The following is a 14,559-nucleotide window of genomic DNA, read 5'->3' as shown; positions in this document are numbered from 1 at the left end:
TATCGAAGGTCGTGTGGTGGAGGAGAAGCGGTGAGCACAACCCCGGACCCCTTCGCGCCCCCTGAGACCGCCGAGGCACTCGCGGGATTGAACATGCCGCTCGCCGAGGCCATGCGCTCCCAGCGGGCGATCCGCCGGCTGCACTTCTCCCCCGTCGACCAGGAACTGCTGCGCGAGGTGCTGGCGCTCGCACTGAAGGCTCCTACCAGCTCGAACAGTCAAGACTGGGCATTTGTCGTCGTCAATGACCCCGAGCAGAAGCGGCGCCTGGTGCGCAGCTACCAACGCATGTTCAAGCTGTTCGGGTGGTTTGCCAGACGCGCTGCCGCCGATGATGCGACACGACGCCAGTTGCGGGTGTCCGAATGGCAACGCGAGCACTACCACGAGCTGCCGACCCTCGTGGTGGCCTGCTACCGGCGCACCCTGCTCCACCGGCCGGCGGGCTGGCCGCAGATCTCCATCTCGGCGTTCCACGGTTCGGTCTTTCCCGCGGTGCAGAACCTGCTCCTGGCGTGCCGCGCGGTGGGCTTGGGCGCCTCACTGCAGACGCTGCCCGTGTGGTTGGTCCGCCGCACACGCCGTGTGCTGGAGCTGCCGCCCGAGATGGTGCCGGTGTGCGTCATCCCGATCGGCTGGGCGCGCGGGCGATACGGCCCGACCCAGCGTCCACCGATCGAAGACGTGGTGCACGTCGACCGCTTCGGTCACCAGCCGTGGCGATCAGTCCAGCCCGACAAGCTCGGCGGAGATGGTCCATAGCCCGTCGATGAGCTTGGGGTCGCTGGCTTGCCGATTCTCCCGGCCGTTCGCCCGGTGCCGGTCGAAGTAGACGCCGTTGATCTCCGGGTCGGCGCCGCGGTTGGCCAGTTCGATCAACGGCGCGGCCCCCTGGACCGGCGTGATGGCCGCGAGGTGGCGCAGCGGAGTGCGGTAGAGCAGGCCGACAAACCATGAGTCGCGACCGAAGCTTGACGCGACCGGACCGGGATGCACCGCGGCCGAGACGATCCCGTCGTCAGCCCAGCGCGCAGCGATGCCCCGGGTGAACAGGATGTTCAACAGCTTGCTTGTCCCGTAGGCCCGCGTCTCAAAGGCGCGCCGGCGGCGATAGTCCAGGTCATCGAGGTCGACGTGTCCCAGCCGGTTGCCAATGCTGGAAGTGTTGAGCACCAAGGCGCCACCAGCTGCGGCCAGCCGATCGCGTAGCAGGTTCGTCAGCAGGAACGGCGCGAGGTGGTTGATCCCGAAGTTGGGTTCATGGTCCTGGGCAGTTCGCAGCCTCGGCGCGAAGGTTCCACCCGCGTTGTTCAGTAGGACGTCGATGGGGCCGACCTGTTCGCGGATCTGTTCGGCCAGTTCGCGAACCTGGTTCAGATCGGCGAAATCAGCGGTGAACGCGGTGGCACCGGTGTCGGCGGCGACCGGCGCCAATTTCTGGGCCGAGCGGCCGGTGACGACGAGGTTGACCTCCGGTCCGGCCAGGGCGCGCGCGGCGACGGCACCGATGCCGTCGCTGGCGCCGGTGATCACGATCGTTCGCGGTGAGCTCACTGCACGGTCTCCTTCGGTGAACGCCGCCGAGCGCCTTATGTTAGCGGCGCTTACACGGCGGGCGCTGCTAACGTTAGGAACTCATGTAAGCGGCGTCAACACGGGGTAGTCGAGAGATGTCAACGTCGACCAAGGCCTACCACCACGGTGACCTGCCCGGAACCCTGTTGCGCGCAGCTATGGATCTCCTTGAGGAAAACGGCGCCTCGGAACTGTCGCTGCGTGCCACGGCCCGCCGCGCCGGGGTATCGACCGCCGCGCCCTACCGGCACTTCGCCGACCGCGAGGCGCTGCTGTCGACGATCGCCGCCGTGGGTTATCGCGAGTTGGCGACCGACCTGATCGCGGCACATCCCGAGCCGAAGACGGCCGACGATCTCGCCACGATCGCGATCGCCTACGTCCAGTTCGCCGTGAACCGCCCTGGACTCTTCCGGGTGATGTTCGCCGAGAAGTGCGATCCGGCCAACCCGGAGCGATCGGCGGCGGTGACGGCGATCCAGGATCGCCTGAACTCGATAGTGCAGCAGGTTTTTCCCTCTTCCGACCCGGAGGCGATGGCCATCGCCGTGTGGGGGCTGGTGCACGGCCTGGCCTTCCTGTACCTGGACGGCAAGCTCGACACCTCCTCGGCACAGGCCCTCGCCGACCGGGTGCGCGCGGCGGTGCTTGTCACAGCCGGGCAGATCGCCTAGGCGGTCGCCGCGCTCGGCTCAGCGCTGCACTGTGCCGTCGCGCCGGGACATCTGCGCCAGCATCGCGTTGTAGGCGGCCAGGTCGGCGTCGTCGTCGCGGGCGGCGGCGCGGTCAAGTCGCTTCGCGGTGCGGCGATCACTGCGATGCCACTGCACCAACAGGGCGATCATCACCATCAGCAGCGGCAGCTCCCCTGCCGCCCAGGCGATTCCGCCCCCGAGATGCTGGTCGCCGGCCAGGTCGGTGTGCCAGGGCAGACCCAGGGAACCGTAGAACCACTCCCCCAGCACTTTCTGCATGCCCATCAGGAAGACCCCGAAGAAGCCGTGCAGGGGCAGCGATGCGAACACGACCGCCAGTTTCGCCAGCGGCGAGATGGGCCGGGGCGTCGGATCCACGCCGATCACCACCCAGTAGAAGAGATAGCCGCTGAGCAGAAAGTGCACGTTCATCGCCAGGTGCCCGGCGTGGCTGCCGACGATCGAGTCGAACAGACTGCTGAAGTACAGGCCGTAGAAACCGACGACGAAGATCACCGCCGCAATGATCGGGTTGGTGAGGAACCGCGAGAACCGGCTGTGCAGCGCGGCCAGCAGCCACTCCCGCATACCGGGCGGCTCGCCGCGTCCGGCGACCGGTAACGCCCGCAACGCCAGCGTGGTGGGCCCGCCGAGTACCAGCAGAATCGGCACCAGCATCGACAGCAGCATGTGCACGACCATGTGCATGCTGAACATCGCCGGCATGTAGCGGCCGGTGCCCGACGAGGTGGCGAACAGCAGCGTCAGACAGCCCAGCATCCAGGCGGTGGTGCGGCCCGCGGGCCAGGCGTCGCCGCGCCGGCGGAGCCGCAGTACACCGGCCAGGTACACACCCGCCAGCACCAGCGCGGCCGTGCCGAACACCACGTCGAAGCGCCAGTCGAACAGGATGCGCGCCACGGTCGGCGGACCGGCGAAGTCGTAGCCGATCTTGACCATCGGGATCGACGGGTCGAGCACCGCCGGCGGAGGGGGCGGGGTGCGCCCCAGCCCCACCGCGATCCCGAACGTGACCGCGAAGACCACCGCCTCCGTCAGGGCCAGCCGGATCAGCGGAGCGCGCTGGTCGGGGTCTTCCTGCAGCGCCGCCACGCCGCGGCGCCGCTGCCAGATCCCGATGACGCCCAGCACGCACAGGGCCACGAACTTGGCCGTCACCAACCGGCCGTATGGGGTGGTGAACAGTTCCGCGGGGGTCACCCTCACCAGAGCGTTGAGCATCCCCGAGAGGCCCATCGCCACGAAACCCCACAGCGCCACCGTGGAGAATCGCCGTGCCGCCAGGTCGGCGTGCTCGCCGCCGCGCAGCGCGTGGACCAGCAACGCCAGCAGACCGCCGGCCCACAGGCCCGCGGCGATCAGGTGGATGAGCAGGCTGTTGGTGGCCAGGTCGTGCGAGCCGCCGGCCGCCGAGTGACCGGTCAACCCCAACGGCAGCAGGGTCAGCAGCGATCCGGCCAGCAGCACGGGCGTCCACGACCAGCGCAGCACCGGCAGGCTCACCAGGGTGAGCAGCGCCGCCAAAAAGGCTGTCCAGCGCCAGGCCGACGCGGTGTCGAGCAGGCCCGCCAGCGACCACACGGTCGACGGTTCCAGCAGCTGCGAGAACCGGTGGCCGGAGACATCGGAGATGGTCAGGGGAACGAGCAGCGCCGTGCAGACCGCCCAGGTGCCCGACGCGACAGATCCCAACCGCAGCGCGCGGTAGCCGGCGGCGTCGAGCACCCCACTTTGCTGCGGCGGCACCAGAAACGCCGCGAGCAGGAATGATCCCACCGCCAGCGCGGCGGCGAACTCGCCGACCGCCCGCACGAAGGGCAGCCCCAGAGTGGTCACCGGCCCCGGGTCGGGCAGGCCGGTCGCCGTCAGCGCGTCGGTCAGCGACAGCGCCCCGATTCCCGCGGCGGTGCCGCCGGCCAGCAGCGCCAATCCGGACAGCATCGGCACCAGGATCGCCGCGCGGCCGCGGATCGCCGAAATCGCCGTCATGGCTTCCAGGGTATGGTGCGCGCCCGCCGCGGCGCATACCAGGCGGAACACCGCACCGGCGGCTACCTGATCAGCCCCCGCCGACTCCCCGCCAATGCCGCCGCACCTCCATGTCCCGGGCGGCAAACGCATCCCGGGCGATGCCGGCGATGCGGTCGGAGTCGTGCAGGATCTGGCGCAGCTCGGCCCGGAACGCCTTGCGGCGGTCGGCCAGGTCCGGCGCGGGCTCCAGCAGACCCTGATCGGCGACCACCTGGCAGGCGGTGGCGAACAGCAGCGTGGACACGGACTCGCTGCTGCGGACGCGCCCCTGTGCCACATACTGGCGGCCGACGCCCAACGCCATCTGGATCAATTCGTGCTCACCGACGTCGGCCGGTGCGTCGCACAACACGTCGGCGATGATCGCGTAGGACTCGAAGAACACCCGCAACATCACGTCGGAGGTCACCGGGGTCTTCTCGGACAGGATCTTGTCGATCTCGGCGCCGCCGGCGGCGACCCGTGTCTGCCAGTCGCCGAACCACGACATCTCCTCGGCGAGGTTCTCGCGGAACGCCGCCGAGTCGGCGAAGTAGAAGTCGAACTTGAGCAGGTCCCGCAGCCGCATCGCCTGGGTCCAGAACGCGTCCAACCGGTCGCCGTCGCTGCTGCCGGCATGGGCTAGGGCCAGCTCGACGATCGAGGTCTCCAGGAAGGCGTGGATCACCGAGTTGCGGTAGAACGACGCGGCGTGTTCGTCTTCCGGGGCGATCCGCCACACCGACTCGCGTCCGCCGTCGACGCGGGTGACCGGATGCCCATTGGACATCGCGTCGACGGCCGCGCGTACCCCGTCGCGGCTGCGCAACCGCAAGGCACTGGTGGAGATCGGGGTCTGCTTGCGTTCCAGGTAGTCCAGCCCGGCCTGCAGCGAATGGTGAATCTGCTCCAGCGTCAGCGCCAGCCCGTGCGTGGTCAGCAGCAGGGCCGACACCAGGCCGGTGGCGCTGATCGGGGTGACGCGCTGAATCCGCCAGGCCACCTCGATCGCCATCTTCTGCATGGCCAGCCGCTTGGCGTCGGGATCGGTGGCCGCGGCACTGTCGGGGGCACCGAGGTACTGGCGCATCGATACGGCCTCGGGGAACCGCACGTAGATCTTGCCGTAGTTGCGTTCGCCCTGCGCCTTGATGAACCGGTAGAGCCAGCGCACGCCCTCCGGGGTCTTCTCGCCGCCGCGGGCGTAGGCGGCGTACTCGTCGGTCTCGTGCAGCTGGTCGAAGCTGATCGAAACACCCTGCAGGAGAACGTCCTCGGTGCGCTCGTCCAGGTACGCGTCGGCCACGTAGGTCATCAGCCCGAGCTTGGGGGGCAGCATCTTGCCGGTGCGCGACCGGGTTCCCTCGATGGACCAGCTCAGGTTGAACCGTTTCTCCATGACATAGCCGACGTACTCCTTGAGCACGTACTTGTAGAGCGGGTTGTTGCCGATGTTGCGCCGGATGAAGATCACCCCGGCGCGGCGCAGCAACGGCCCCATCAGGCCGAACGACAGATTGATGCCGGCGAAGACGTGCACGGGCGGCAGCCGGTTCTCCTGCATCGCCACCGGCATGACCGCGCCGTCGATGTAGGACCGGTGGGAGAACAGCAGCACCGCAGGATGGTTCTCCAGCGCGGTCCGCAGCGCCGCCACCTGATACTCGTCGTAGTCGATCTGCGGGTCGAAACCGCGGCTGAGCAACCGGGTCAGCACCGCCACCAGGTCCACCGATACCCGGCTCCAACCGGTGGAGAGCTCATCGAGCATCGTGCCGGCCTCATCGAGGGTGGCGCCCGGTATGGCCTCCAAGCCCTCCCGGAAGCGCGCGGACGCCAAAATCTCGGGCTTGACCAGTCGCGGCGACTTGTACTGCGGCCCCAGGATCCGGTTCTCGGCGCGCGCCAGGGCCAGCTTCGCCCGGCGGGTGACGAAGTGCGCGAAGTCGCGGGGGTGCTCACCGACGGTGTGCTCGGTCCACTGGCTGCGCAGCTCGGCGACGCTGGCGGGTTCACCGACGACCACCCGGGCCAGCGACGCCTCGGTGCGCAGGATCTGCCGTTGTTGGCGTTCGCTGGGCCGGTAGGGATTGCGGCCGGGAAGCAACGCGGCCACCCGCTTGAGGGCGGAGGCTTCGGCACGTGGCATCCAGAACACCCGCACCGGCAGGATCGACCGCCGTTCGTCCTGTTGAAGGTGCCCGACCAACCGGGCCATGGCCCCGCCGGAGCGCTGTGCGGGGTCGAGCTCCAGGAGTTCGACGCGGGCGCCGGGCCGGCCGTCGCGGTAGCGTTCCAGCCACTCGTGGACGAGGTCGGCCTCCACCGGCGACGACACGTAGGCCAGGACCAGCGTGTCGGCGCTCGCGGCCTCCGGGGGCGGCGCGGCCGGCGATGTCGTCACAGGTCCCCCTTCGGAGTCGGCGGCTGGTTGTCGGGTGCCTTCTTGGCCGGCGCTTTTTTGGCCGGCGCTTTTTTGGCCGGCACTTTCTTGGCGGGCACTTTCTTGGCGGGCGCCTTCTTGGCGGGCGCCTTCTTGGCGGGCGCCTTCTTGGCGGGCGCCTTCTTGGCGGGCGCCTTCTTGGCGGGGGCCTTGGGGGCCGACGGTTCGGAGGCCGGCGGCAGCCCGTCGTCCGGCCAGTGCGCCAGGGTGTCCAGATACAGCTGGCGAACCTCGGCGATCCGCTCGGGCAGCGTGTCGAGGGTCCAGTCTGCGACGGAGATCGGGGGGAACACCGCGACGTCGACGGTGCCCGGGTGGGCGCTCATCGAGTCCCGGGCCGCGACCACCTCGGCATTGCGGATGACGATCGGCACGATCGGGAGCCCGGCCGCCATCGCCAGCCGGAACGGCCCCTTCTTGAACGGGCCCACCCCGGTGGTGTCGACCCGGGTTCCCTCGGGGGCGATCATCACCGACAGGCCGCGCCTGGCGCGCTCTTCGACCTGCTGCAACGACTCCACCGCCGATTCCGGGTCGTCGCGGTCGATGAACACCATCTCGGTCAGCTTGCCCAGCGGCCCCGCGATCGGGTCCTTCTCCAGTTCCCGCTTGCCGACACTGATCCAGTTGTCGCGGACCAGTGCGGCGGTGATCACCGGATCGACCTGGTTGCGGTGGTTGAAGATGAACACCGCCGGCCGCTGGGCGGTGAGGTTCTCCTTGCCGATGACGTTGAGGCGCACACCGTTGAGGGCCAACAGCACCTGCGGGAAGACGGTGGTGAAGAAGTTGACGCCCCGGCGGCGGCTGCCGCTGAGCAAGCCCAGCCCGACCGCGCCCGCCCCCACCGGGAGGATCGAACCGATCCCGGCCAGATTGCGCAGCTGGCCCACCACGCCGCTGCCGCGACTGCTGAACCGCAGGATCGGCCAGCCCCGCTTGCGGGCGACGGCGGCCATCTTACCCTCCGGGTTGGTGGGCCGGGGATTTCCGACCAGGTGCATCAGCGCGACGTCCTCGTCCCCGTCGGCATAGAAGTAACTGTCCTGCAGGTCGATGTCGTGCTCGGCGGCGAACTTCTGTACCGCCGCGGCTTTGCCGGGTCCCCACAGGATCGGCCTGACCACTTCGCCGGTGAGCACACCGTTCTCGTCGGTGACGAATTCGTTCGTGAGGGTGTTGGTGATACCCAGGAAACGGGCCACGGGTTGCACCTGAATGGTCAGCGCCGACGAACTCAGCACCACCGTGTGCCCGCGCGCCTGGTGGGCCCGCACCAGTTCGCGCATCTCGGGGTAGATGCGCTTGGCGATCTTCTGGACGAACAGCCGCTCACCGATTTCGTCGAGGTCGCTGATCGAGCGCCCGCGCAGTGCCGCCGAGGCCGTGGTGATGAGTTGCTCGAACTCGATACGGCCGAGCTGGTGGTTGAGCCCGGCCTGGATCATGCCGAACAACTCCCCCAGCCCCATGTCGCGGCTGCGCACTCGCTCCCTGGTGAGGATCACGGCGGTGAAGCCGGCCACCAGGGTGCCGTCGAGGTCGAAGAACGCCCCGATCTTGGGACCCGGCGGACTGGCGGCTATCTCGGCGACTGAGCCGGGCAGCCGCATGTCGCGTGGCGGCCGGGACTTCGCACCGTCGCTCATGACTGGCCGCCCAGCTGGAATGACGCGGGAACACAGTGCGGCGCCGGGTCCCCGGCCAGCGCCAGCACCTCATCGAAGCCCTGCACCAGGCATGCGGCGAACAGCTTCTCGTCGCGGACCGCGGCGCGGTCATAGCGGACCGTGACCGTGCACTCGCCGCCGCGCGAGATCAGCACCACCATCATCGCGATGCCCGGCAAGGGACCGATTCCGTAGTGCCGCAGCACCTTTGCTCCCGCAATGTAGGTCTCGCCCGGATAGAACGCCACATTGCTGGCCTGCACGTCGGCGTTGACCACCGACTCGGACATCTTTTCCAGCACCGGGTCCGGAAAGACGCTGAGCAGCGGTGCGATGGAGTCGAGCACGCCCATCGCCGGCTCGTCACGACGCTCGATCATCTGGGCCCGGATTCGTGTGATCCGCTCAGCCGGGTCGAGGACCCCGATCGGGGCGGCCAAGTTCACCCCGGTGAACCGGTTGCCCCCGGCCGGGTCCTCCTCGGCGCGCAGGTTCACCGGGATCGCCATCGGCAAGGCGGCGATCGGCACGCCCAGCGCCCGGTGGTATCGGCCCAGCGCACCCGACAGCGCTGCCAAATACGCGTCGTTGATGGATCCGCCGCCGGCCTTGGCCGCGCGGTGCAGGTCGGCCAGGCGCATGTCGATGGCCTCGGTCCGGCTGCTCAGACTGCGCCGGCGCAGCAGCGGGGACGGCTCGGCCGCCTGCCGCACCACGCGCGCTCCGGAGCGGGCGTAGGAGATGGCGCCGGTGACCGCCGACAACGGGTCGCGCACCGTGCGGGTGGCCATCGACAGCGCCCCCGCCAGCGCGTCGCGGGTGCCGCCGAGCAGCGACAGCGGCAGATGGGTGATGCCGTCGCGCATCAGGTCGTTGGCCGACAGGTCTTCCGGTACCGGCTGCGGCGGCATCGGCCGGGCCGGCGGATTGCGTTCCAGGTCATAGATCCTGCCGAACATCGCCGCACCCCCGACGCCGTCGGTGACCGCGTGGCTCAGGTGCATGATGGTCGCGGCCCGGCCGCCGGTCAGCCCTTCCACCAGCGTGGCCGACCACAACGGGCGCTGGAGGTCCATCGGTGACTGCAACGACACCTCTGCCATGTCGAGCACCTGACGTAAGCCGCCGGGCTCGGGCACCCGGAGCCGCCGGACGTGATAGTCGAGGTTGAAGTCCGGATCCACCACCCAGCGCGGGGCAGCGGTCGGCAGGGTGGGCACCACTACTTTCTGACGCAGTCGCAGGACTTTGCGGGAGACGCTTTCGAACAGGTTCCGGAACCGATCCCAGTCCGGGGTGGTGTCGAGCAGCTCCACGCCCATGATCCCCGAGCGGGTGCGCGGGTTGGCCTCACCGCGGTGCAGCAGGTAGTCCAGCGGCCCTAGTTCGGTGGGCAGGCCCGCGGCGTCGACGAGCTCACCCACGCCGCGCCACCCCCTCTGGCGCTCCGCGCCGCCCTCCTGGACAAACCGAGGCGGCCGCCACCACACACTCCTGCTGATTCACACACGTCACGGGCACTATTCAACGCTAAATGCTGGCTGACGGCGACGGGTGCCGATTGGCGCAGATCCGCAGCGTCGCCGCCCGACCGAAATACCGTGTTGGCCGGTTCAATTGGCAGTGCCGTCCGCCGGCGCGCTCGGTCGGCTCCGGGCCCCGGTGACCAGCGGATAAACTGGGCCGGTATTGCCTCCGTAGCTCAGGTGGATAGAGCACATGACTTCTAATCTTGTGGTCGCAGGTTCGAGTCCTGCCGGGGGCGCGTCAGCCGGGTTGAAGCGCTAGAAGTCCGAAGAACATGACATGGTGTCAGCGAACGGCGAAGATACCCCGAAGTCGCCGCGATCCCGGAAAGGTGGGCCAATGGGCCACGAACGTACGATCATCTTCTACACCCTGTTCATGATCGCGCTGGTGGTGCTGTCCGCAGTGCTCGTCGCGCTGATCGCCTGATCCGGCGCACTCACCTCATCGGCTCATGACCCGTCCCGATCTGGTCCTCTACAGCGTCACCGACCGGGTGGCCCTGATCACCGTCAACGATCCGGACCGCCGCAATGCGGTCACCGACACGATGTCGGCGCAGCTGCGGGCCGCCGTCGAGCGGGCCGAAGCCGACTCCGGGGTCCATGCCGTGGTGGTCACCGGGGCAGGCCGGGCGTTCTGCGCCGGTGCCGACCTGTCGGCTCTCGGGGCCGCCACCGAGGCCGGGCTCCTGGCGCTCTACGACGGTTTCATGGCGGTCGCCCAGTGCACGCTGCCCACGATCGCCGCGGTCAACGGCGCCGCTGTGGGCGCGGGCCTGAACCTGGCACTGGCCGCCGACGTCCGCGTCGCCGGGCCGGCGGCGGTGTTCGACGCCCGCTTCCAGCAATTGGGTCTGCATCCCGGCGGCGGCGCGACCTGGATGCTGCACCGCGCGGTGGGTCCGCAGGTGGCACGGGCCGCGTTGTTGTTCGGCATGCGGTTCGACGCCCAGGCCGCGATGCGCCACGGCTTGGCGCTGCAGCTCGACGACGACCCGGTGGCCGCGGCGTTGGCGCTGGCCGCGGGGCCCGCCTCGGCGCCCCGGCAGGTGGTCCTGGCGACCAAGGCCACTATGCGGACCACCGCCAGCCCCGGTGCCATCGAAGGCGAGCAGCACGAGTTCGCCAAACAGTCAGAGCTCGGCCCCCAGGCGGCCACCGTGGAGTCCCCGGAGTTCGCCGCCCGGTTGGCAGCGGCCCAGCGCAGGTAGCCGCGCCCGCCTAGAGGTCCAGCAGCGCGATCTCGGGCTGCTCGATCAGATCCCGTAGCGCACAGAGCAATTGGGCGGCCTGCGCGCCATCGGCGATCCGATGGTCAAACGCGCATGTCACGCTCAGCTGCGGCCGCACGGCGACACTGTCGCCGACCGCGACCGGCCGCGGTTTCACCGCACCGATTCCCACGACGGCGGCTTCCGGGTAGTTGATCACCGGAACGCCGTCGTCGAGGCCGAGCGCGCCGAAGTTGGACACCGTGAACGTCGAGCCCTGCAGTTCGGCCGGCCGCAGCGTGCCGGCCCGGGCCCCGGCGGCCAGCCGGGCCACTTCGGCGGCGAGCTCGCGCGTGGTCATGCGGTGCGCGTCGAAGATCACCGGGACCAGCAGTCCGCGGGCAGTGGCCACCCCGAAGCCCAGGTGCACCGCGCGGTGGGTGCGGATCTTCGGGCCGCCGGGCGCTTGCACCCAGGTCGCGTTGAGCACCGGGTGGCGGGCCAGGGCGACGATCAGCAGGCGCAGGATCAACACGAACGGGGTGATCTCGGCGCCGCCCGCCGCGGCAAGGCGATCCCGCAACGCCAGCAGGTTCGTCGCATCCACGTGTACACGGGCATGTGCGTCGGGAATCGTGCTGCGCGACAGGGCCATTCGCTCAGCCATGGCCACCTGTACCGGGCTCGGTGAACGAAGTTCGTCCTCGAGCGCCGACTGCCCGACGGCGGCGCGCACACCGTCGGCGGTGATCACGCCGCCCGGGCCGGGCGGTACCGCGCTGAGGTCGACGCCCAACTCGGCGGCCAGCTTGCGGGCACCCGGTTTGGCCTTGGGCCGCCCGGTCGTGGAGGTGCAGGCGCGGGTACTGGTGTCGAAGGTGTCGTCGGCGCCGTAGCCGACCAGTACCGGAGTTCGGCCGGCGGGCGCGGGCTGCGGGGCCGAGGCGCCGGTGTCGATGCGCACCAGCGGTGCCCCGACCGCCAGCACGTCGCCGACCGCACCGCCGAGTTCCACGACCCGGCCGGCGTACGGGCTGGGGATCTCCACCTCAGCTTTGGCCGTCTCCACCGAGCACAACGTCTGGTTGAGTTCGATCACCTCGCCGACCGCGACGTTCCAGCTGGTCACCGTCACCTCTTCGAGCCCCTCGCCGAGGTCGGGTACGGCGAAGGTCGAGACCGTCTGCGGGTTCATGGCGCCTCCAGGACCTGCTGGACGCAGTCCAGCAGCCGGTCGGGGCCGGGCAGCCACAGGCGCTCCAGCCGGGCCGGCGGATACGGGGTGTCGAAACCGGTGGCACGCAACACCGGTGCCTCCAACTCGTAGAACAGCTCCTGTTGCAGGCGCGCGGCCAGCTCGGCACCGTAGCCCAGGCTGCGCGGCCCCTCGTGCAGCACCACGCATCGCCCGGTGCGCCGCACCGACGCCGCGACGGTGTCAAAGTCCAGCGGGGCCAGGCAGCGCAGGTCGACCACCTCCAGGCTCCACCCGTGATGGTGCGCCGCGATATCGGCCGCCGACAGCGCGGTGGCCACCCCACCGCCGTAGGTGAGCACCGTGACATCAGAGCCGGGCCGGCGCACGGCAGCGCTGCCGATGCCCGGCGCTGGGTGCGCCGTGTCGACAGGGCCCCGGGCCCAATACCGCCGCTTGGGCTCCAGGAACATCACCGGGTCGGGCGCGGCGATCGCATGGCGCAGCAGCCAATAGGCGTCGGAGGGATCGGCCGGCACCACCACCTTGAGGCCGGCGGTGTGCGCCCAATAGGTTTCGGTGGATTCCGAATGATGCTCCGCCGCGCCGATTCCCCCGAAGGACGGGATACGAACGGTGACCGGCATCGACAGCGCGCCGCGGGTCCGGGTCCGGTACTTCGCCAGGTGACTGACCACCTGATCCAGCGCCGGGTAACTGAACCCGTCGAACTGAATCTCCGGGACGGGGACGAATCCGCGGATGGCCAGGCCGATGGCGATGCCGATCACCGCCGACTCAGCCAGTGGCGTATCGAAACACCTTTGCTCCCCGAAGGTTTCGGTCAGCCCATCGGTCACCCGGAACACCCCGCCCTGGACGCCGACATCGGTGCCGAAGACCAGGACTTTGGGGTCGGCGTCCATCGCGTCACGCAATGCCCGGTTGAGTGCGGCCACCATGGTCAGCTCGCCGGTAGGTGCTGGCTGCTCCGGGTGGCTTGCGGCGGGTCCGGTACCGGCCGGCCGCGAGGCCGGTTGGAGAATCTGGGTCACTGTTGCCCCCTGTCCAACTCGGCACGCAGCTCCGCGCGCTGCTGCCGCAGGTCCGGGGTGGTCTCGGCGTAGACGGCGGTGAACACCTCGTCGATGTCGGCGTCGGGGGCGCCGACGGTGGCCTCGCGCAGTTCGGTGCGCGCGCGCTCGGCTTCGGCCTCGACTCGATCCTGCAGTCGCTGCGACCACACGCCGACAGTGCGCAGGTAGCTGCGATAGCGCGGGAGTGGGTCGAGCGCCGTCCACTGGTCGAGTTCGGCAGTGCTGCGGTAACGCGTCGGATCGTCTGAGGTGGTGTGCGGGCCCAGCCGGTAGGTGACGGCCTCGATCAGGGTCGGTCCGCCGCCGTTGCGCGCTCGTTCGGCTGCCTCGGCCATCACCGCATAGCAGGCCAGCGGATCGTTTCCGTCGACCCGGATGCCCGGCATGCCGTACCCGATCGCCTTGTGCGCCAGAGATGCAGCAGCGGTCTGCTTGCGCAGCGGCACCGAGATCGCCCACTGGTTGTTCTGCACATAGAACACGCACGGGGCGGTGAACACCGCGGCGAAATTCAGTGCCTCGTGTACGTCTCCTTCGCTGGTGGCGCCGTCGCCGGCGAAGGCGACGGTGACCGAGTCCTCGTGCAGCAGGCGGGCCGCCATCGCCGCGCCCACCGCGTGCGGCGCCTGCGTGCCGATCGGAACCGCGATCGGGGCGCAGCGTTTCGCGGTGAAATCCAGCCCGCCGTTCCAGGTTCCACGCCAGGAGGCCGCGACATGCCACGGCGGAATCCCCCGGGTGAGGAAGACTCCCAGCTCCCGGTACTGCGGAAACAGCCAGTCGGTGTCGCGCAGGCAGGCGGCCGCACCGACTTGAGCCGCCTCCTGACCGCGACACGACGCATAGAGCCCCAGCTCTCCCTGGCGTTGCAGATTGACCAGCTCGGTGTCGATCTCGCGGGTCAGCACCATCAGCTCGTAGAGCCGGATGAGAGTCGTCTCGGGCAGTTCTGGGCTGTAGCGACGCTCGCCGGTGGGCTCGCCGTCCGGCCCGATCAGCTGCACAGGTTCCAGGGCGACCTGCGGACCGGTACTCCCTGGCAGCTGGCCCATGCGAGCCTCCTTGTGACGCTGATCTCATTATGCCAGCGCCCACCCCGCTACCCCTGCGGCC

The 14,559-nt window shown here is 69.5% G+C and carries 11 protein-coding genes and 1 tRNA gene; 4 read left to right on the top strand and 8 right to left on the bottom strand.

The window, feature by feature from the left end:
• Positions 1-30: 30 nt before the first annotated feature.
• Complete coding sequence (locus tag AWC02_RS15645) at positions 31-762, top strand: nitroreductase family protein (protein WP_237160497.1); 732 nt, start codon at positions 31-33, stop codon at positions 760-762.
• On the opposite strand, the gene AWC02_RS15640 is transcribed toward AWC02_RS15645, so the two are convergent.
• Positions 724-1,554: an SDR family NAD(P)-dependent oxidoreductase gene (locus AWC02_RS15640; protein ID WP_085129653.1), complete on the bottom strand. Its 831-nt coding sequence runs from the start codon at positions 1,552-1,554 to the stop codon at positions 724-726. The two genes, AWC02_RS15645 and AWC02_RS15640, sit on opposite strands and share 39 nt — an antisense overlap.
• A gap of 116 nt (positions 1,555-1,670) precedes the next feature.
• Between AWC02_RS15640 and AWC02_RS15635 the strand changes: the two genes are divergently transcribed.
• The gene (locus tag AWC02_RS15635) at positions 1,671-2,249 is read left to right on the top strand and encodes a TetR/AcrR family transcriptional regulator (protein WP_085129652.1); all 579 of its coding nucleotides are present in this window, start codon (positions 1,671-1,673) and stop codon (positions 2,247-2,249) included.
• An 18-nt stretch (positions 2,250-2,267) separates the two neighbouring features.
• Here AWC02_RS15635 and AWC02_RS15630 read toward each other — a convergent pair whose 3' ends face one another.
• From AWC02_RS15630 to AWC02_RS15615, 4 genes are all read right to left on the bottom strand, one after another.
• Entirely contained in the window at positions 2,268-4,280 is a 2,013-nt protein-coding gene (locus AWC02_RS15630) for a bifunctional copper resistance protein CopD/cytochrome c oxidase assembly protein (RefSeq protein ID WP_085129755.1), read from the bottom strand.
• Between the two features lie 70 nt (positions 4,281-4,350).
• Positions 4,351-6,705: a glycerol-3-phosphate 1-O-acyltransferase gene (locus AWC02_RS15625; protein WP_085129651.1), complete on the bottom strand. Its 2,355-nt coding sequence runs from the start codon at positions 6,703-6,705 to the stop codon at positions 4,351-4,353.
• A complete protein-coding gene (locus AWC02_RS15620; RefSeq protein WP_085129650.1) occupies positions 6,702-8,393 on the bottom strand; it encodes an HAD-IB family hydrolase/lysophospholipid acyltransferase family protein in 1,692 nt (563 codons plus the stop codon). Before AWC02_RS15620 ends, AWC02_RS15625 begins: the two co-directional genes overlap by 4 nt.
• Positions 8,390-9,838 (bottom strand): wax ester/triacylglycerol synthase family O-acyltransferase, encoded by a 1,449-nt coding sequence (locus AWC02_RS15615; RefSeq protein WP_085129649.1) that lies wholly within the window; start codon positions 9,836-9,838, stop codon positions 8,390-8,392. The genes AWC02_RS15620 and AWC02_RS15615 overlap by 4 nt, the downstream gene beginning before the upstream one ends.
• 267 nt (positions 9,839-10,105) lie before the next feature.
• Here AWC02_RS15615 and AWC02_RS15610 point away from each other — a divergent pair.
• Together AWC02_RS15610 and AWC02_RS15605 are read left to right on the top strand one after the other, a co-directional pair.
• A tRNA-Arg gene (locus AWC02_RS15610) sits at positions 10,106-10,179 on the top strand.
• Between the two features lie 216 nt (positions 10,180-10,395).
• Positions 10,396-11,154, top strand: coding sequence for an enoyl-CoA hydratase (locus AWC02_RS15605; RefSeq protein WP_085129648.1), 759 nt, complete (start codon positions 10,396-10,398; stop codon positions 11,152-11,154).
• 10 nt (positions 11,155-11,164) lie between these two features.
• On the opposite strand, the gene AWC02_RS15600 is transcribed toward AWC02_RS15605, so the two are convergent.
• From AWC02_RS15600 to pdhA, 3 genes are read right to left on the bottom strand one after another with little or no spacing between them, the layout of a single operon-like run.
• On the bottom strand, positions 11,165-12,349 hold the full coding sequence (locus AWC02_RS15600) for a dihydrolipoamide acetyltransferase family protein (protein ID WP_085129647.1): 1,185 nt from the start codon (positions 12,347-12,349) through the stop codon (positions 11,165-11,167).
• The gene (locus tag AWC02_RS15595) at positions 12,346-13,404 is read right to left on the bottom strand and encodes an alpha-ketoacid dehydrogenase subunit beta (RefSeq protein WP_085129646.1); all 1,059 of its coding nucleotides are present in this window, start codon (positions 13,402-13,404) and stop codon (positions 12,346-12,348) included. The genes AWC02_RS15600 and AWC02_RS15595 overlap by 4 nt, the downstream gene beginning before the upstream one ends.
• The gene (gene pdhA / locus AWC02_RS15590; RefSeq protein ID WP_085129645.1) at positions 13,401-14,498 is read right to left on the bottom strand and encodes a pyruvate dehydrogenase (acetyl-transferring) E1 component subunit alpha; all 1,098 of its coding nucleotides are present in this window, start codon (positions 14,496-14,498) and stop codon (positions 13,401-13,403) included. The genes AWC02_RS15595 and pdhA overlap by 4 nt, the downstream gene beginning before the upstream one ends.
• Positions 14,499-14,559 lie beyond the last annotated feature (61 nt).

The sequence above is a fragment of the Mycolicibacter engbaekii genome, assembly GCF_002101585.1.
Classification (GTDB): domain Bacteria; phylum Actinomycetota; class Actinomycetes; order Mycobacteriales; family Mycobacteriaceae; genus Mycobacterium; species Mycobacterium engbaekii.
Note: the sequence above shows the minus strand (reverse complement) of the source record. Positions and strands in the feature narration are given on the sequence as shown.

Bases quoted from the DNA above. Each gene is read 5' to 3' on its own strand.
- AWC02_RS15605 (WP_085129648.1), top strand. From the start codon at position 10,396: ATGACCCGTCCCGATCTGGTCCTCTACAGCGTCACCGACCGGGTGGCC.
- pdhA (WP_085129645.1), bottom strand. From the start codon at position 14,498: ATGGGCCAGCTGCCAGGGAGTACCGGTCCGCAGGTCGCCCTGGAACCT.
- AWC02_RS15620 (WP_085129650.1), bottom strand. From the start codon at position 8,393: ATGAGCGACGGTGCGAAGTCCCGGCCGCCACGCGACATGCGGCTGCCC.
- AWC02_RS15600 (WP_085129647.1), bottom strand. From the start codon at position 12,349: ATGAACCCGCAGACGGTCTCGACCTTCGCCGTACCCGACCTCGGCGAG.
- AWC02_RS15630 (WP_085129755.1), bottom strand. From the start codon at position 4,280: ATGACGGCGATTTCGGCGATCCGCGGCCGCGCGGCGATCCTGGTGCCG.
- AWC02_RS15635 (WP_085129652.1), top strand. From the start codon at position 1,671: ATGTCAACGTCGACCAAGGCCTACCACCACGGTGACCTGCCCGGAACC.